The organism is Paracidovorax sp. MALMAid1276 (assembly GCF_049198005.1).
Taxonomy (GTDB): domain Bacteria; phylum Pseudomonadota; class Gammaproteobacteria; order Burkholderiales; family Burkholderiaceae_C; genus Acidovorax.
Window position 1 is genome coordinate 1 of sequence record NZ_JBMIRS010000181.1, and the last position, 17,830, is coordinate 17,830.

The following is a 17,830-nucleotide window of genomic DNA, read 5'->3' on the forward strand; positions in this document are numbered from 1 at the left end:
TCACCCTTTGGGCCGGGGCAGCGGCGGGCACCCGGCTGCGTTGCCTGCCTTGTCAAGGCAGCCAGCCTTGACTGCGCCAGGCGCCTGTCCGGGCATCCCGCTGCAGCCCCGGCGCACAGTCGATTTCTCGGATTCAGTGGACTAGAGCGTACCGTAGCTGTGCAACCCGCTCAGGAACATGTTCACCCCCAGAAACGCGAACGTGGTCACCGCCAGACCCACGAGCGCCCACCAGGCTGACACCGTGCCGCGCAGCCCTTTCATCAGGCGCATGTGCAGCCAGGCCGCATAGTTGAGCCAGACGATCAACGCCCAGGTCTCCTTCGGGTCCCAGCTCCAGTAGCCGCCCCAGGCCTCCGCCGCCCAGAGGGCGCCCAGCACGGTGGCGATGGTGAAGAACGCAAACCCCACGGCGATGGACTTGTACATCACGTCGTCCAGGATTTCGAACGACGGCAGGCGTTCTGCGATGCGCTTGCGACCAAGCAATATGCCGGCCACGATGAGCGCCGAGATGCCGAAATACACCATCCAGTAGCCGCCGCCGCTGTCGGACGCGCCCTGGCGGAACACGATGGGCTCAAAGCACAGCACCACGCCCAGCAGCCACAGTGGCGCCAGCTTGTACCAGCGGGTCTCAGTGGCCTGCTGCTTGATGAGATAGGCAAAGGCCACCATGGCGGCCAGCGCAAAGGTGCCATAGCCGATGAAGTTGGCGGGTACGTGCAGCTTCATCCACCAGCTCTTGAGCGCGGGCACCAGCGGCTGGATCTCGTGCGCCTCGCGCACCACCGTGTACCACAGCAGAAAACCCACCGCCGCACTCACCACCAGCATCACGAAGCCGCCCAGCGCGCGCGTGTCGTACTGCTCTTCGTAGTAAAGATAAAACGCCGCTGTCATCCAGCAGAACAGCACGAACACTTCGTAGAGGTTGCTCACCGGGATGTGGCCGATGTCGGGGCCGATCAGGTAGCTCTCGTACCAGCGCACCAGCGTGCCGATGAGCGCCATGGCCACCGCCACCCACGCAATGCGCGATCCGATGAGGCCCATGGTGCGGCCCTCGCCGCGCGAGAACATGCCGATCCAGTAGAACGCCGTGCTCATGAAGAACAGCATGCTCATCCACAGGATGGCGGACTGGCTGGAGAGGAAATACTTGAGGCCGAACACCGTGTCGGCGCGCGCCAGTTGCCCCGCGCCGTCCTGCTGATACAGGCCAATGGCCATCAGCGCGAACGCCGCCACGATGAGCAGAAGGCCGCGCAAGGGCCGCCAGAACCAGCACAGCCAGATGGTGCACGGGATGGCCCCCAGCAGAATGCCTTTTTCATAGCCATCCATGAAGCTGCCGTAGCGCTGCAGCGCGAACAGCCCACCCACCACCACCAGAGCGGCAAACAGCCAGTCAAACCAGTTGCGGCGCGCAAAGAAGCCTTCGTTCAGCGTGATGGTCGCTGCCGCTGCAGTCGAAGGGGAGGAGGAGGTCGCGGGATTCATGGTGAGCCTTCGCGGGGCGGTGCCCCGATCAGTTTCTGTGCGAGCTGGACAAATTCCTGGTCGCCGTCCAGCGTCTTGCGGTTGGTGGAGAGCGCCATGGTGGCGTGCGTGCGCCCATCGCCCGGCGCCAGCCAGACCCAGATGCGCCGCTCGCGCACATACAGCATGGCAAAAATGCCCAGGATCAGCAAGGCGCAGCCCAGGTAGACGATGTTTCTGCCGGGCGCTCGCGCCACCTGGAAAACGCTGGCCTGCACCTGCGTGAAATCCTTGAGCTCGAAGGCCAGCGGCGCGGGGTAGATCTGGGCATCGCTCAGCGACAGCACCGCCTGTGTCATGAAGGCGCGCGTGCGTTCATCCTGCGGCAGCGCCGGCAGTCCGGCGCGCTGGCGGGACAGCTGTGCCACCTCGAAAAGCGTGCCGTTGAGGATGCGCACCAGAACCTCGCCCGCGCGCTCGCGTTCGGCTTCGGGCACGTTGCCCTCCATGAAGTCGGACACGGCCTGCAAGCCGCCCGAGGGCTTGCCATTCACCATGCCCTGGCCCGCGAACAATGCCAGCGCGCGCAGTGCCGATTGGTACAGCTGCTCGGCCAGATCGGGGCGCGAATTGTCGATGGCCTGGGCGACGTAGCGCCGCACGGCCTCCTCGCGCGTGGGTGCGTCGGCCAGCGCTGCCTTCATGCGCAAGAAGCCGTCCATGCCGCCCTGCTCGTCCGCCGGAATGCGCAGGTAGCGAAAAGGCTCTGAAGGGGTTTCGCGCACACCGAGCAGGAACACGGCTACGCCGTCGCCCGTGTCCACCGGCAGCATGTAGTTGTGGAACTCGCGGGCCTGGCCGGCGGCGTCGCGCAGCTTGTAGTTCACGCTGGGGCCCACGTTGCGCAGCTCTTTTTTGGTGACCGTCTTGTTGGCGGCCCCCAGGCGCGATTCCACCGACTCGCGCAGATCGACCTTGCGCACATCGGCGCCGGAGCCGCTGCCCGACGCGTCTGCGAAATTCTCGACGTTGATGGTGCGCAGCGCGGTGAATTCCAGCGTCAGCGTGTCGGCACCGGCGCCACCGCCACTGTTGACGAGCTGGGTCGAGCCGCCCACCACGCCCTCCACATCAAACCCCTTGGCGCCCGCCACCATGGGCACGGCGCGCAGCTTGAGGTGCGAACCCCCGTCGTCAAAGCTCGACTGGTAGATCTCGATGCCCTTGTAGCTGGCCGGATGGTTCACCTCGACGCGCGCAGGCGTCTTCTCGCCCGTGGCCTTGTCGTGAATGATGATCTCGCTGGCAAACAGCTTGGGCATGCCGGTGGAATAGTGCTCCACGATGAACTTCTTGAGCTCGATGGCAAAAGGCAGGTCCTGCAGCAGCACGCCGTCGGACTGGTTCAGGATGGCCGTGCTGGACTGCGTGCCCTCGGCCACCAGCAGGTTGCCGCGAAAGGTGGGGTTGCGCTCCGATAGCCGGTGCTCGGGCTGCACGTCGGCAATCAGCCCGCCGCCGGAGTACACCGACTTGCCGCCCAGCAGCATCTGCGCGCGCACGATGAGGTCGCCGTCCAGCAGCCCGCCCACGCACACGAGCACGATGGCACTGTGCGCGGCAATGTAGCCGAGCTTGTTGGCGGCACCCGCCTTCGCGGCCACCATCCAGCCCGTGCCGACGCCGGCGCTGGTGTCGCGCTGCTGCAGCCGCACCTTCCAGCCGCCGCCCGCCAGCAGCGTGCCAATGCGCCGCGCCTCGACCTCGGCAGACTGGGGCAGCTCGGCCTCGGCCTTGTGGTGAAACGCCTTGAGGCTCTGCTCGCGGATGTTTTCCTTGTAGGCCTTCAGGTCCACCAGGATCTTGGGCGTGTTCCGGGCGATGCACAGCGAGGTACTGATGACGAGAAAGGCCAGGATCAGCAGGAACCACCAGGCGCTGTACACCGCGTTGAGCTGAAGGGCGCCGAACAGCTCGGCCCAGAACGGCCCGAACTGGTTGACGTAGTTGGCCGCCGGTTCGTGCTGCTTGAGCACCGTGCCGATCACCGATGCGATGCAGATCACCGTCAGCAGCGAGATGGCGAACCGCATGGACGACAGCAGTTCGATCGCGGCGCGCCAGGCCTGGGAACCAGACTGGATGCGAAGGCCTTGGGTGGAGTCGGACATGGAGGAGCCAGGGGCGGAAACGCGGCGCAAGCCGAAAGAAAAAAGGGCGGGACCATCACCTCGATGGACCCGCCCGTTTTGGGTTTGTTATTGGCGGTAGGTTCCGTGCGGCCGGGTCAGCCAGGCCGCGCGTTGATCGGTGTCAATCAACCATCAGCGCAGGCCGGCAATGTAGTCCGACACGGCCTTGATTTCCTTGTCGTTGAGCTTGGCGGCCACTTGCGTCATCTGGGTGCTGTTGGCGCGCGTGCCATCACGGAACATCACGAGCTGCGCAGCGGTGTAGTCAGCGTGCTGGCCGGACAGGCGTGGGTATTGGGCAGGGATGCCGGCGCCGTTGGGGCTGTGGCATCCTGCGCAGGCCGCGATGTTGCGGTCTGCAATGCCGCCCCGGTAGATGCGCTCGCCCAGCGTGACCAGGTCCTTGTCCTTGGCGAAGCCGGGCTTGGCAGCCTTGGCAGTGACCCAGTAGGCAATGTTCTTCATGTCGTCGTCCGACAGCGCGGCGGCAAAGCCCTTCATCACGGCGTTGTTGCGCTTACCGGACTTGAACTCTTGCAGCTGCTTGACCAGGTATTCGGGATGCTGCTGCGACAGCTTGGGATTGGCCGCGATGGCCGAATTGCCATCGGCGCCGTGGCAGGCGGCGCAGACCGCGGTGTAGCTCGCCTCACCCTTCACGAGATCGGGCTTGGCTGCCGCCTTGGGTGCCGCTGCGGGAGCTTGCCCCGCTGCGTAGGCCGAGAACACAGGTGCTGCCAGTGCGGCAGCCGTCAGCAAAGAGGCGAGCAACTTCATATCGAGGGTGTATGTTTATGTGCGCAAAACTTGGCGATTCTACAATGAGCACCCCAAGCCTCCCAAACTCCCATGACGACCTCTCCCACTGTGCCAGTTGCTGGCTCTCTTCCGCCTGCACCTGACGCCAAGATCGCCATGGGGTGGATGCACACCGCCCGGTTCCTGACCACGGCCGCCCAGCTGCACCACCTGCCGCCCATCGAGGTGCCCGAGATCGCCTTCGTGGGCCGCTCCAACGCCGGCAAGTCCACCTGCATCAACACCCTGACCCAGCAAAAGCAGTTGGCCTTCGCCTCCAAGAAGCCCGGCCGCACGCAGCACATCAACCTGTTCGCGCTGGGCAAGCAGGGCGTGACGGACGCTGTGCTGGCCGACCTGCCCGGCTACGGCTACGCGGCCGTGTCGCGTTCTGACAAGGTGCGCTGGCAGCAGGTGATGGTCAACTACCTGGTCAGCCGCCCCGGTCTCACCGGCATCGTGCTGCTGTGCGACCCACGCCTGGGCCTGACCGAGCTGGACGAGGCATTGCTCGAAGTGGTGCGCCCACGGGTCGAACAAGGCCTGAAGTTCCTCATCGTGCTGACCAAGGCCGACAAGCTCACGCGCGCCGAGCAGGCCAAGGTGCTGTCGATTACGCGACTGAACGCGGGCGGCGGAGAGGTGAAGATGTTCTCGGCCCTGAAGAAGCAGGGCGTGGACGAGGTGGCGCAGCTGCTGTGGCAGTGGGCGCACCCGGTGGGCGCGGCCACACCCGCAGCGCCGGCCGAGGCCATCACCGATGCCGACACCGACGCCGAGGCCGGCCCCGCACCGGGGTTGGCCCCCGACGATTTGCAGTCAAAGTAGGCCCCAGCGCTTATCCATCAAGCGCTGGAAGCTATTAAAAATATAGCGAACAGTGGACAGCGCCATGATCGACACCCGCTCCGTCTCCCTGCCCCACGGCACCACCTTGCACTGCCGCACGAGCGGCGTGGCGGGGCGCCCGGTGATGCTGTTCCTGCATGGCTTCCCCGAGGGCGCCTTCATCTGGGACGAGCAGCTGGCACACTTTGCGCGGCCTGAGAACGGCGGCTACCGGTGCATCGCTCCGTACCTGCGGGGCTTTGGCGCGTCGAGCAGCCCGGCCGATGTCGAGGCCTACCGGGCCAAACACCTGGTGCAGGACCTCTCCGCGCTGATCGCCGCCGAGGCCCCGGGCGGCGTGCTGGAATGCCTGGTGGCACACGACTGGGGCGGCGCCGTGGCCTGGAACCTGGCCAACCAGCAGCCGCAGCGCATGAAGCGCCTGGCCATCATCAATTCGCCCCACCCCGGCGCCTTCGTGCGCGAGCTGTCGCACAACGCGGCCCAGCAGGCCGCTAGCCAGTACATGCACTTCCTGTGCCGCCCCGACGCAGAGACCCTGCTGGCCGAGGACGATTTCCGCCGCCTGTTTGCCTTCTTCGACGACCCTGCAGGGCGCGCCCCCGCCTGGCTGACGGAACCGGTGCGCGCCCAGTACCGCGCGCTGTGGCAGCAGGGCCTGACCGGCGCGTGCAACTACTACCGCGCCAGCCCCATCCGCCCGCCGCGCGACGATGACCCGGGCGCACAGGCCATCACGCTGCCCGAGTCCATGCTCACCGTGGCCGTGCCCACGCTGGTGCTGTGGGCGATGGACGACCCCGCGCTGCTGCCGGGGCTGCTGGACGGCCTGCCGGGCTGGATCCCGCGGCTGCAGGTGCAGCCGATCGAACACGCGACGCACTGGGTGGTGCACGAACACCCGGAACGCGTGGCCCAGGAGCTGCGCCGGTTCGTGCAATCAAATCAATAGCACTCAGCCCATACAGGATAAGCGCTGAGGCCGATTTTCAACCGGAATCAATACACCGGCGGCTCGCCCTCGGGCCGCGTCTTGAAGCGCTTGTGCACCCAGTAGTACTGCTCGGGCATGGTGTCGATCACGGCCTGCAGCTCGCGGTTCATGCGTGCGGTGTCGGCCTCTGCATCGTCGGTGGGGTAGTCGGCCCAGGCGGGCGAGACCTCGGCGACGTAGCCGGTCGGCGTCATGCGCGAGTACACGCCCACCACCTTGGCCCGGCCCAGCCGCGCAAAGCGGGGCAGCGACGGAATCGTGGCCGCCGTCACGCCATAGAACGGCACGAACAGCGAATCGTTGCGGCCGTAGTCCATGTCGGGCAGCAGGTACAGCAGCCCGCCCTTGCGCAGGTTGGCGATGATGGGCTTGACGCCGTCGGCGCGGTTGAGCATGCGCACGTCGCCAAAGCGCTGGCGCCCGGCCATGAACCAGGCGTCCACCGCCGGGTCGGGGTGCGTGGCGAAGATGGACGTGAAGGCCCTCGACGTGTTCAGCGGCAGGGCCAGGCCACCGGCGTCCAGGCCATAGAAGTGCGGCGCAAACAGGATGGTGGGCGTGTCGCCCTCCAGCTCGTGCATGGCGCCACTCAGGCGCACGCGCTGTTCCACCACATGGCGCGGCGCCGACCACAGCCAGCTGCGGTCCAGCCAGGTCTGGCAGAAGGCCACGAAGTTGGAGCGCGCCACCGCGCGGCGGCGCCCCTCGGTCCAGTCGGGAAAACACAGCGCCAGGTTGCGCAGCGCCACCTTGCGCCGCCGCACCACCAGCGCATAGGCCACCTGCCCCAGCAACCAGCCCATGCCGCGCAGCACCGGCAGCGGCAACCGCGCCAGCACGCCCATGAACCACACACCCAGGCGGCCGCTCATGCACCGGCCTCGGCGGTTGCGGGCGGCGGCGCATCGACGCGCGGCTGCTTGTAGCGGCCGTAGCCCCACAGGTACTGCGCGGGACATTGTCGGATCAGGTGCTCCATGGCCTGGTTGATCTGCAGCACCGCCTGCGCCATGTCGTCGGACAGCGGCGCGGGCAGCGGCTCGAAGTGGGTGACGTAGCCACGCCCCCAAGGCAGGCGCTCGCAGCGCGCCAGCACCACGGCCGCGCCCGTCTGCTGCGCCAGGCGCACGGCCAGCGTCATGGTGTAGGCGTCACGGCCGAAGAACGGCGCCCACAGGCCCTGGCCCGAGGGCGGCACCTGGTCGGGCAGCAGGCCCACGGCCTCGCCCCGGCGCAGGGCCTTGATCATCTGGCGCACGCCCGCCAGCGTGGTGGGCACGGCCAGCATGCCGGGGCGGTTGCGGGCGGTCTCCATCACCTTGGCCAGCCAGGCCTGGCGCGCGGGGCGGTACAGCACGGTGATCGGCCCGCGCTCAGCGCTGAAGCGCTGCGCCGCGGCCTGGGCCGACAGCTCGAAGCAGCCCAGGTGCGGCGTGAGGTACAGAACGCCGCGCCCCTGCGCATAGGCCTGCTCCACACAGGCCTCGCCCCGCAGCGCGCAGGGCATGGTCGCACCCAGCCACAGGCGCGGCAGCTCGGCCACCATGCGGCCGGCGTGGGCCACCGCAGCACGCACCTGCCCGAACGAATACCCGGCCAGCGCCGAGTGGGCCAGAAAGCGGCGCCGGTACGTGGGCGACGCGATGAACGCCGCCCAGCCCATGGCCGCGCCCAGGGCGTGCAGCACCCACAGAGGAAACACGGAAAAGAATCGGAAGACGAGTGGCATTAAAATGCGGGGGTCGCTGAGTTAAATGAGCAACTTGCAGGGCGACGTAAAAAAAATCTGCTAAAGCGTTCGCCAGAGCTCCTTCGGGGTGAGGGCAACGCCCCAAATGCCGACACAGGAGTTTATTCAAATGGCGAACGACTTTCTCTTCACCTCGGAATCCGTCTCGGAAGGCCACCCCGACAAGGTGGCGGACCAGATTTCGGACGCGATCCTCGACGCGATCTTCAAACAAGACCCCCGCAGCCGCGTGGCGGCCGAAACGCTGACCAACACCGGCCTCGTCGTGCTGGCCGGCGAGATCACCACCAACGCCCACGTGGACTACATCCAGGTGGCGCGCGACACCATCAAGCGCATCGGCTACGACAACACCGACTACGGCATTGATTACAAAGGCTGCGCCGTGCTCGTGGCCTACGACAAGCAGAGCAACGACATCGCCCAGGGCGTGGACCACGCGAGCGACGACCACCTGAACACCGGTGCCGGTGACCAGGGCCTGATGTTCGGCTACGCCTGCGACGAGACGCCCGAGCTGATGCCCGCGCCCATCTACTACGCGCACCGCCTGGTCGAGCGCCAGGCCCAGCTGCGCAAGGACGGCCGCCTGCCCTTCTTGCGCCCAGACGCCAAGTCGCAAGTGACGATGCGCTACGTGGACGGCAAGCCCCACAGCATCGACACCGTGGTGCTCTCCACCCAGCACCACCCCGAGCAGAGCGAGACGCAGACCAAGATGAAGGCCTCGTTCACCGAGGCCATCATCGAAGAGATCATCAAGCCCGTGCTGCCCCAGGAATGGCTCAAGGACACGCGCTACCTGATCAACCCCACCGGCCGCTTCGTCATCGGCGGCCCGCAAGGCGACTGCGGTCTCACGGGCCGCAAGATCATCGTGGACACCTACGGCGGTGCCTGCCCGCACGGCGGTGGCGCCTTCAGCGGCAAGGACCCGACGAAGGTGGACCGCTCGGCCGCCTACGCCGCGCGCTACGTCGCCAAGAACATCGTGGCGGCCGGCCTGGCGCGCCAGTGCCAGATCCAGGTGGCCTACGCCATCGGCGTGGCCGAACCGATGAACATCACGGTCTACACCGAAGGCACGGGCGTGATCCCCGACGAGCAGATCGCCCAGCTGGTGCGCGCGCACTTCGACCTGCGCCCCAAGGGCATCATCCAGATGCTCGACCTGCTGCGCCCCATCTACGAAAAGACCGCCGCCTACGGCCACTTCGGCCGCGAAGAACCCGAGTTCAGTTGGGAGAAGACCGATAAAGCTGCGGCACTGCGTGCCGCAGCCGGGCTGTAAAGCCCGCCGCGCTTTAGAGCGGTTTTCGGTCTTCGGGCGGAGTTCATATCGCGTGAGCGATGTGAACGGAGACCAACGTACGGACAAGGCTGCTGCACTCCGTGCAGCAGCCTGGCTGCAAATCCCGCCGCCCCCCACCCTCACCCCAAGCCGCAGTGCCCACCCACTGCGACTTTTTTCTTTCCCACGCCCGTCCAGCGCACCGCCTCTCTCCTACAGCCACATCCCGCGCGTGCTGACGGCAGCGCCTTGCCCCTCTCAGTATCTTTGGTTCACGTCTTGACGCAGCGCAAGGCTGCATCTCAACCCCCGCAAGGAGTGCCCATCATGCTGAAGTACGCCATCATTTTTGCCCTGATCTCCCTCGTTGCCGGTGCGCTGGGCTTCACCGGTGTGGCTGCCGGTGCCGCCGGGATCGCCAAGGTGCTGTTCGTGATCTTCCTGATCATCGCCGTCGTGTTTGTGGTGCTGGCCGTCGCCGGCGTGGGCGCCGCGCGCAAGGCTCTCAAATAACGGGCCCCGCGCCCGCCCCCTCCCACGACAACATCCACAACCCACGAAAGCCTTTTCATGTCCCAGAACATCTTTGAAGCCCTGCGCGAGAGCCACGAACGGCAGCGCGACCTGTACCGCCAGCTCGTAGCCACCAGCGGCGACACGCCCGAGCGCCAGGCGCTGTTCGAACAGCTCAAGACCGAGCTGCTCGCGCACGAGCTGGCGGAAGAGCGCCACTTCTACGTCCCGCTCATGGACCACGACGCAGGCGTCGACCTGTCCCGCCATGCCATCGCCGAACACCATGAGCTCGACGAACTGGTGGAGTCGCTGGAAGATGCCGACCCCGCAACACCGGCATGGCTGCCGCTGGCCAAGAAGCTGGCGGACAAGGTGGAGCACCACCTGAAGGAGGAAGAACACAAGTTCTTCCAGATGGCGGGCAAGCTGCTGACGGAAAAGCAGAAAGCGCAGCTGGCGAAGGACTACGTCGCCACCTACGAAGAGGCCAAGACCACCACCGCCTGACCCCGCTGCGCCTTCCCTTCAGGCGGCGGGGTCCTGGGCCTGCACCACGCAGTTGCGCCCTTGCGACTTGGCGGCATACAGCGCCGTGTCAGCGCGCTTGATGAGCGCGTGGCTATCTTCCTTGTGGTCCCAGGTGGCCACACCAAAACTGGCGCTGACGTGGCCCACTGCGTCGAACGGCACGCTGGCGATGCGCGCCCGCACGGCTTCGGCCATGGCCATGGCCGCGTCCATGGGGGTTTCCTTGAGCAGGATGATGAACTCCTCGCCGCCAAACCGCGCAGCGCAGTCGGACGACCGCAGCAGTTCGCGCACGCGCAGGGCGGTGCTCTTGAGCACCACGTCCCCCGAGTCGTGCCCGAAGGTGTCGTTGATGCGCTTGAAGAAGTCGATATCGAACATCACCACCGACAGGCTGCTCTTCTTGATGCGTGTTTCCGCCATCTCTGTTTCCAGCCGCTCGAAGAACCGGCGGCGGTTGACCAGGTCGGTCAGGAAGTCCTTGGTGGCCAGGTCTTCCAGCTTGCTGTTGAGCCGCGCCATGGGCTCGATCACCAGCGACGACAGCGAGAGATTGAGCACCACGAACAGCAGCACAAAGCTCAGCACCAGCGCGCCCATGACGTTGTAGAACGTCTGGCGGGCCTTTTCCAGCGGGAAGTACATCGGCACCTTCACCACCTGGATGCCCACCGTCTCATTCATCTTCCAGCCGAAGCCGTTCTGGTCGCCATACACCTTGATCATGGTGGGCGGCGCGGCCTGCGGGGTGCTGTGGCAGGCCAGGCACTGCGGCTGGCGGATGGTGATGGGCCGTGCCACATACATGGCACGGTGCATGCCTTCGCCCACCTCGCCCGTCGCTTCCTTCTTGGGGTCCGCCCGGCCGTCGCGGAAGTCGCGGATGATGCGCTCTTCCCAGTCGTTGGCACGGTCGCGCAGGTTGGTGGGGTTGAGCACGGCCTCCTTGTACTCATAGCCCGGAAAGCGGTTCTGCAGGCGCCGCAGTGTCTCGGTGGCGGCATAGGCCGGCACGGTCTGCGGCAGGAACTTCTCGGCCAGCGTGACGTCGAGGTGGGGCTTGACCAGCTCGGTGGTGTAGTCGCGGATCGCCATGGCCGAGTGCATCATGATCTGCGAGTTGTGCTGAACCTCCTCGATGGCGGTCTTCTGCAGGAAGCGGTGCACATACAGGCCCGCCCCCAGCACGGCCAGCAGCAGCACGGCCGCCAGCACCAGATTGAATTTGAGCCGCAAAGACATGGATCTCCCTGTACGGCCGGGGCACGATGCCGCCGGTTCTTGGTTGAATGCCCGCGTTTTTGCCAGATTCCGTGGTTTCGGCCAAACCTTTTTTGCGCGCTGCGCCCGTTGTGCCGCGTGCGCGCTACAGCCCGCGCGTGCTCAGCGCCAGGCTGCGCCGGTATGCGGCCCGCACCCGGTACAGCTGCGCCGGCCGGTGCGCGCCGCCCGTCTGCAGCGCGCCGGGCAGTGGCTCCAGCAGCTCCAACTCGTCCATCTTGCGGCGAAAGCTCACCTTGTTCAGCGGTTCGCCCAGCACCGCCTCGTACACCGCCTGCAGCTGCGGCAGCGTGAACGGCTCGGTGCACAGGTGCACGGGCATCGACGAGTACTGGCTTTTGCTGCGCACCCTCGCCACGGCCGCGTCGACCATGGCCCGGTGGTCGAACGGCAGTTGCGGCAGCCGGGCCACGGGCGCCAGCACCAGCATGGGCGCCGCCGCCAGCAGGCCGTGCGGCACCAGCGCGCAATAGGCCACCGCCAGCGACCAGCCGCGTGGGTCGCGCGCCGGGCCGGAGAAGGTGGCCAGCTGTTCCAGATACGGGCTGTGCAACCCGGCCTTGTCGCGCAACACCCGCGCGGCGGCGGCCTGGGCATCGGCGTCCTCCTGCGCATGGATATAGCCGCCGGGCAGGGCCAGCACACCGGCAAAGGGTGCGCGCTCGCGCTGGACCAGCGCCACCTGCAGCGCACCCTCGTGCAGGGTCAGCAACACCACATCGACGGTGCAGATCACGGCGGGAGCGGCGGGGACATTCATGGACAGAGAAAGAGAAGAGGGACCAGTTTGTCACAAACTTGAACGAACATCAAACCTCGCGGCCCAGCCCGCGCCATAGAAACACCTGCTTTCAACTTACTTAGTTTATTTTTTGTACTAACAAGGCTACACTGGGCCCAGCAACCCAAGGAGAAGACCATGTCCCGCAGCAAGCTCCAGCTTCTGGTGATCGACCCGCAAAACGATTTCTGCGACCTGCCCGCCGCCTGGCAGCCCAGCGACGCGCTCACCGGCCGCTCCATCGCACCCAGCCTGCCTGTTGCCGGGGCGCACGCCGACCTGCAGCGCGTGGCGCAGTTCATCCGCCGCCAGGGCGCGCTGCTCGATGCGATCACCGTCACGCTCGATTCGCACCAGCGCTTCGACATCGCCCACCCCGGCTTCTGGCAGACCGGCGCAGGGGACGACGTGGCGCCCTTCACCCCGATCACCGCCGCCGAGGTGCGCGCGGGCGATTTCGCCCCGCGCGACGCCGCGGGCCTGCCGCGCACGCTGCAATACCTGGACGCGCTGGAGGCCCAGGGCCGCTACACGCTGATGGTGTGGCCCGTGCACTGCGAAGTGGGCAGCTGGGGCCATGGCGTGCACGCCGACGTGCTGGCCGCCTGCGGCGCCTGGCAGCTGCAGCGCCAGCGCGCGGTGCATAACGTGTTCAAGGGCACCAATCCCTGGACCGAGCACTACAGCGCCATACAGGCCGAGGTGACCGATCCCGAAGACCCGGACACGGCGCTCAACGTGGCCCTGCTGCACCAGCTGGGCCAGGCCGATGTGCTGCTGATCGCTGGCGAGGCCAGCAGCCACTGCGTGCGGTCGACCACCGAACACATCGTGCAGCACCTGCCCCGCCTTGTGCCTGGCTGGCAGGCGGGCCGCATCGTGCTGCTGACCGATGGCATGAGCCCCGTGCGCGGGTTCGAGGCGCAGCACCAGGCGTTCCTGGACGGCATGCGTGCTGCTGGCGCACAGCTCAGCAATATGAGTGAAATCAGCCTTTAGCGCTTATCCATCAAGCGCCATCAGCTATCAAACAAGGAGCATCCACATGACCCCCGTCATCACCAGCCTGCTCGACACCGATCTCTACAAGTTCACCATGTGGCAGGCGCTGCTGCACCGCCACCCGCAAACGCAGAGCGAATACCGCTTTGTGTGCCGCAACACCCCCGCCTACCCGCTGGCCGAGCTGCTGCCCGAGGTGAACGCCGCGCTGGACCACCTGTGCAGCCTGCGCTTCACGCCCGATGAGCTGGCCTACGTGGGCAGCCTGCGCTACATCAAGAGCGATTTCGTCGACTTTCTGCGCATCTTCCAGTTCCAGCGCAGCTTCATCCGCGCCTGGGCCGAAGGCGGGCAGCTGCACATCGTGGCGCAGGGGCCGCAGGTGCATGTGATGGGGTTTGAGATCTTCGTGCTGGCCATCGTGAACGAGCTGTACTTTCGCCGCGTCGACGCGCCCGCCGCGCTGGCCCACGGGCGCGAGCGCCTGGCCGCCAAGGTGCAGCAGCTGCAGGCGCTGGGCCGCCAAGCCACGCTGCGCCACCCGTTCGAGCTGTTCGACTTTGGGCTGCGCCGGCGCTACAGCGGCGCCTGGCAGCGCGAGGTGGTGCAGACTTTTGCGCGCGAGGCGCCCGAGTGGTTCAAGGGCACGAGCAATGTGCTGCTGGCACGCGACCTGGGCCTGGTGCCCATCGGCACCATGGCGCACGAATACCTGCAAAGCTACCAGGCGCTGGGCGTGCGGCTGCGGGACTTTCAGAAGGCCGCGCTCGAAGACTGGGTGCAGGAGTACCGCGGCGACCTGGGCATTGCGCTGACCGACACCGTGGGCATGGACGCCTTCCTGGCCGACTTCGACCTGTACTTCGCCAAGCTGTTCGACGGCCTGCGGCACGACTCGGGCGACCCGGTGGCCTGGGGCGAAAAGGCCCTGGCGCACTATGCCAAGCTGCGCATCGACGCGCACACCAAGCGGCTCGTCTTTTCAGACGGGCTGAACCTGGACCGCGCCCTCATGCTCTACCGCCACTTTGGCGACCGCACGCAGCTGGGCTTTGGCATTGGCACCCACCTCACCAACGACATGGGCGCCCACCACACGCCACTCAACATCGTGATGAAGCTCGTGCGCGCCAATGGGCAGCCGGTGGCAAAACTATCGGACACGCCGGGCAAGACGCTGTGCGACGATGAAACCTACCTGGCCTATCTGCGCCAGGTGTTTCAAGTGAAGGAGACGTGACCATGCTGCGCATCACCCTTGCCCAACTCAACTTCACCGTGGGCGACATCGAAGGCAACGTCGCCCGCATGGTGGCCGCGGCCCAACAGGCCGCGCGCGACCATTCGCAGATCGTCGTGTTCAGCGAACTGGCGGTGTGCGGCTACTACCCTGGCGACCTGCTGGACGAGCCGGACTTCCAGCGGCGCATCGCGGCGGGCATCGAGGCCCTGCAACAGGCCTCGGCCGATCTGCCCCAGCTGCACTGGGTGGTGGGTGCGCCCACACCCACCAGCGGCCCGGGCAAGAAGCTGCACAACAGCCTGCTGGTGCTGCAGGGCGGCGCGGTGCGCCTGCAATATGCCAAGCAGCTGCTGCCCACCTACAACATCTTCGACGAGCGCCGCCATTTCGAGCCCGGCCCCGACGTGGCCAAGGTGCTGCGCGTGGGCGACTGCCAGGTGGGACTGCTGGTGTGCGAGGACGGCTGGAACGACCACGGCACCGACTACGCCACCAACCCCTTCGAGCGCCTGCGCGACGCGGCACCCGACCTGGTGGTCAGCATCAATGCCAGCCCCAGCCACATCGGCAAGCGCGAGCAGCGCCACACGCTTTTCAGCGGCTCGTCGCGCCGCCACGGCCTGCCCATCCTGTACGTGAACCAGGTGGGCGGGCACGACCAGCTGGTGTATGACGGCGCCTGCTTTGCCGTCGAGCCCGAGGCGGGCGTCGTGTTCGAAGCGCCGCGCTTTGAAGAAGACGTGCGCACGCTGCAGTTCGAAGGCGGCCGCTTTTTAACGGCCGATGGCCAGCGCCCCGCCCCCGTGCCAGCGCAGGGGCTGCCCACCATGGCGTTCTACCGCCAGCAGATCGTGCTGGGCCTGCGCGATTACGCACGCCGCTGCGGCTTCACGCAGGTGGTGGTGGGCAGCTCGGGCGGCATCGACAGCGCGCTGACGCTGGCCCTGGCCGCCGAGGCGCTGGGGCCCGACAACGTGGTGGGCGTGACCATGCCCTCGCGCTTTTCCAGCAGCGGCTCGGTGGATGACTCGGTGGCGCTGTGCCAGAACCTGGGCGTGCAGTTGCACACGCACCCCATCGCCGATCTGGTGGCGGGCTATGCGCAGCAGTTCGAAGCCAGCTTCGGCCAGCCGCTCTCCGGCCTGCCGCTCGAAAACCTGCAGGCCCGCATCCGGGGCACGGTGCTGATGGAATACTCCAACGCCTTTGGCCACCTGCTGCTCACCACGGGCAACAAGAGCGAAATCTCGGTGGGCTACTGCACGCTGTATGGCGACACCAACGGCGGCCTGGGGCTGATCGGCGACCTGTACAAGACGGAGGTGTTCGCCCTGTCCCGCCACGTCAACAAGCACGCGGGGCGCGAGCTGATTCCGCAGGCCATCATCGACAAGGAGCCCTCGGCCGAGCTGGCCCCGGACCAGCGCGACACCGACAGCCTGCCGCCCTACCCCGTGCTGGACGAGATCCTCAAGCTGCTGATCGAGGGCGACCGGCTGGGTCCGGCCGAACACACGCAGGCCCAGGCCGTCGTGGCGCAGCTGCACGAGACCGACGCCGGCGCTGCGCTGGTGACACGCATCCACGCCATGGTGGCGCGCAACGAATACAAGCGGCGGCAGGCCCCGCCCATCCTGCGCGTGCGGGCCCGGGCGTTTGGCAGCGGGCGGCAGATGCCGATTGCGGCGCGGTATGTGTGATGCGATCCTGGGCAAATCCCAGTACCCCCCAACCGTTCGGGCTGAGCCTGTCGAAGCCGGGTGCCGCGCTTCGACAGGCTCAGCGTGAACGGTAGGGAGATGTGCAAGGCCCAGGGAAGTTGCAGGACCGCCGCGCCCCGCCGCTTAAAATTACTATCAAAACAGTAGCTGTCAGCGCTCATCCACCAACCGCTGCAAGGCAAAAATATTCAAGATCCAGGAGACCCATGCACGACACCGCCCTCCTCATCGGCCGTTTTGAGCCCGTGCACAGCGGCCACCTGGCGCTGCTGCACGAGGCGCTGCGCCAGGCGCCCCAGGTCATCGTGGTGGTGGGCTCGGCCTGGCAGGCGCGTTCGCCCAAGAACCCCTTCACCTGGCAAGAGCGCGAGGCCATGCTCAAAGGCGCCCTGCCCAAGGCCGACCGGGACCGCGTGCAGGTGCTGCCGGTGCGCGACTATTACAACGAAGCCGTGTGGGTGCAGGCCGTGCACCAGGGCGTGGCGCAGCGGACCGCCGCCGGTGCGCGCGTGGCGCTGGTGGGCCACTTCAAGGACGCGACCAGCAGCTACCTGCGCGCTTTCCCGGCGTGGACCCTGATCGACCTGCCGCGCCAGGGCCGCATGGACGCCACCACCATCCGCGACGCGTACTTTGGCGCCACGCCGGCCACTGTGGGCGCGGCGCTGGCACCGCTGGCCAGCGAGATCCCGGCCAGCACGGTCGAGATGCTGCACGCGTTTGCACAGACCCCGCACTACCCGGCGCTGCAGCAGGAATGGCGCATGCTGCGCAGCTACCGCGAAGCCTGGGCCGCCGCGCCCTACCCGCCGGTGTTCGTCACGGTGGATGCGCTGCTGCGCTGCCAGGACCAGGTGCTGCTGATCCGCCGCGCCCACGCGCCCGGCAAGGGGCAACTGGCCGTGCCCGGCGGGTTCATCGAACAGCGCGAGACCGTGTGGCAATCCTGCCTGCGCGAGCTGGTGGAAGAAACCCGCTGCCCGCTGCCCGAGGCCGCCATGCGCGCCGCGCTGCAGTCGGTGTCCGTGTTCGACCACCCCGACCGCAGCCAGCGCGGGCGCACCATCACGCACGCGCACTACTTTGACCTGGGCGATGCGCCCTTGCCCGAGGTGCAGGCGGCCGACGACGCGGCGCAGGTGCAGTGGACGCCCATCGCCGCGCTCGCGGCCCTGGAGGAAGAGTTCTTCGAGGACCACTTCCACATGCTGGACCACTTTCTGCACCTCACGGGGTCGCTGCTGCCCGCGCCGGGCTGATGCGCTGAGAAACCGGGCCTGCAGGACGGACTGCTTGCATGGGGCGCTGACCGTGCGCTCGCATGCGTCACAAAGGGCGAAAAGCTAGGAGTCTGCGCGGTAGAAGGCATCGAAGCGAAACGCGCGAAAACCGAGGATCGCGG

Annotated in this window: 16 protein-coding genes; 9 read left to right on the forward strand and 7 right to left on the reverse strand. The window is 66.9% G+C overall.

Annotated features, from left to right (window positions below; genetic code table 11):
- Positions 1 to 141: 141 nt before the first annotated feature.
- From ccsB to ACOQFS_RS12775, 3 genes are all read right to left on the reverse strand, one after another.
- Positions 142 to 1,503 carry a c-type cytochrome biogenesis protein CcsB gene (gene ccsB, locus ACOQFS_RS12765; protein ID WP_421563237.1) on the reverse strand — a complete coding sequence of 454 codons (1,362 nt, stop codon included), beginning with the start codon at positions 1,501 to 1,503 and terminating at the stop codon, positions 142 to 144.
- On the reverse strand, positions 1,500 to 3,653 hold the full coding sequence (locus ACOQFS_RS12770) for a cytochrome c biogenesis protein ResB (RefSeq protein WP_421563238.1): 2,154 nt from the start codon (positions 3,651 to 3,653) through the stop codon (positions 1,500 to 1,502). Before ACOQFS_RS12770 ends, ccsB begins: the two co-directional genes overlap by 4 nt.
- Before the next feature lie 153 nt (positions 3,654 to 3,806).
- Positions 3,807 to 4,451 (reverse strand): c-type cytochrome, encoded by a 645-nt coding sequence (locus ACOQFS_RS12775; RefSeq protein ID WP_421563239.1) that lies wholly within the window; start codon positions 4,449 to 4,451, stop codon positions 3,807 to 3,809.
- Between the two features lie 72 nt (positions 4,452 to 4,523).
- Here ACOQFS_RS12775 and yihA point away from each other — a divergent pair, with 72 nt between their 5' ends.
- Together yihA and ACOQFS_RS12785 are read left to right on the forward strand one after the other, a co-directional pair.
- A complete protein-coding gene (gene yihA, locus ACOQFS_RS12780; RefSeq protein ID WP_421563240.1) occupies positions 4,524 to 5,300 on the forward strand; it encodes a ribosome biogenesis GTP-binding protein YihA/YsxC in 777 nt (258 codons plus the stop codon).
- 64 nt (positions 5,301 to 5,364) lie between these two features.
- The gene (locus ACOQFS_RS12785; RefSeq protein ID WP_421563241.1) at positions 5,365 to 6,273 is read left to right on the forward strand and encodes an alpha/beta fold hydrolase; all 909 of its coding nucleotides are present in this window, start codon (positions 5,365 to 5,367) and stop codon (positions 6,271 to 6,273) included.
- Positions 6,274 to 6,320: 47 nt separating this feature from the next.
- Here the strand turns inward: ACOQFS_RS12785 and ACOQFS_RS12790 are convergent, their stop codons facing one another.
- Together ACOQFS_RS12790 and ACOQFS_RS12795 are read right to left on the reverse strand one after the other, a co-directional pair.
- Entirely contained in the window at positions 6,321 to 7,187 is an 867-nt protein-coding gene (locus tag ACOQFS_RS12790; RefSeq protein ID WP_421563242.1) for a lysophospholipid acyltransferase family protein, read from the reverse strand.
- Positions 7,184 to 8,044, reverse strand: coding sequence for a lysophospholipid acyltransferase family protein (locus tag ACOQFS_RS12795; protein WP_421563243.1), 861 nt, complete (start codon positions 8,042 to 8,044; stop codon positions 7,184 to 7,186). The genes ACOQFS_RS12790 and ACOQFS_RS12795 overlap by 4 nt, the downstream gene beginning before the upstream one ends.
- A 130-nt stretch (positions 8,045 to 8,174) precedes the next feature.
- Between ACOQFS_RS12795 and metK the strand changes: the two genes are divergently transcribed.
- From metK to ACOQFS_RS12810, 3 genes are all read left to right on the forward strand, one after another.
- Positions 8,175 to 9,356, forward strand: a complete 1,182-nt coding sequence (gene metK, locus ACOQFS_RS12800; protein ID WP_421563244.1) for a methionine adenosyltransferase — start codon at positions 8,175 to 8,177, stop codon at positions 9,354 to 9,356.
- 327 nt (positions 9,357 to 9,683) lie between these two features.
- Positions 9,684 to 9,869 (forward strand): DUF1328 domain-containing protein, encoded by a 186-nt coding sequence (locus tag ACOQFS_RS12805; RefSeq protein ID WP_421563245.1) that lies wholly within the window; start codon positions 9,684 to 9,686, stop codon positions 9,867 to 9,869.
- A gap of 57 nt (positions 9,870 to 9,926) precedes the next feature.
- Positions 9,927 to 10,379, forward strand: coding sequence for a hemerythrin domain-containing protein (locus tag ACOQFS_RS12810; protein ID WP_421563246.1), 453 nt, complete (start codon positions 9,927 to 9,929; stop codon positions 10,377 to 10,379).
- 18 nt (positions 10,380 to 10,397) lie between these two features.
- Here ACOQFS_RS12810 and ACOQFS_RS12815 read toward each other — a convergent pair whose 3' ends face one another.
- Positions 10,398 to 11,642 carry a diguanylate cyclase gene (locus ACOQFS_RS12815; RefSeq protein WP_421563247.1) on the reverse strand — a complete coding sequence of 415 codons (1,245 nt, stop codon included), beginning with the start codon at positions 11,640 to 11,642 and terminating at the stop codon, positions 10,398 to 10,400.
- Positions 11,643 to 11,766: 124 nt separating this feature from the next.
- On the reverse strand, positions 11,767 to 12,441 hold the full coding sequence (locus tag ACOQFS_RS12820) for an NUDIX hydrolase (RefSeq protein WP_421563248.1): 675 nt from the start codon (positions 12,439 to 12,441) through the stop codon (positions 11,767 to 11,769).
- Between the two features lie 159 nt (positions 12,442 to 12,600).
- On the opposite strand from ACOQFS_RS12820, the gene ACOQFS_RS12825 reads away from it, so the two are divergent.
- The 4 genes from ACOQFS_RS12825 (at position 12,601) to ACOQFS_RS12840 (ending at position 17,687) form a co-directional block, all read left to right on the forward strand.
- Positions 12,601 to 13,461: a cysteine hydrolase gene (locus tag ACOQFS_RS12825; protein WP_421563249.1), complete on the forward strand. Its 861-nt coding sequence runs from the start codon at positions 12,601 to 12,603 to the stop codon at positions 13,459 to 13,461.
- Between the two features lie 46 nt (positions 13,462 to 13,507).
- Positions 13,508 to 14,704: a nicotinate phosphoribosyltransferase gene (gene pncB, locus ACOQFS_RS12830; protein ID WP_421563250.1), complete on the forward strand. Its 1,197-nt coding sequence runs from the start codon at positions 13,508 to 13,510 to the stop codon at positions 14,702 to 14,704.
- Positions 14,705 to 14,706: 2 nt separating this feature from the next.
- Entirely contained in the window at positions 14,707 to 16,407 is a 1,701-nt protein-coding gene (locus ACOQFS_RS12835; protein WP_421563251.1) for an NAD+ synthase, read from the forward strand.
- A 227-nt stretch (positions 16,408 to 16,634) separates the two neighbouring features.
- A complete protein-coding gene (locus ACOQFS_RS12840; RefSeq protein WP_421563252.1) occupies positions 16,635 to 17,687 on the forward strand; it encodes a bifunctional nicotinamide-nucleotide adenylyltransferase/Nudix hydroxylase in 1,053 nt (350 codons plus the stop codon).
- Positions 17,688 to 17,830 lie beyond the last annotated feature (143 nt).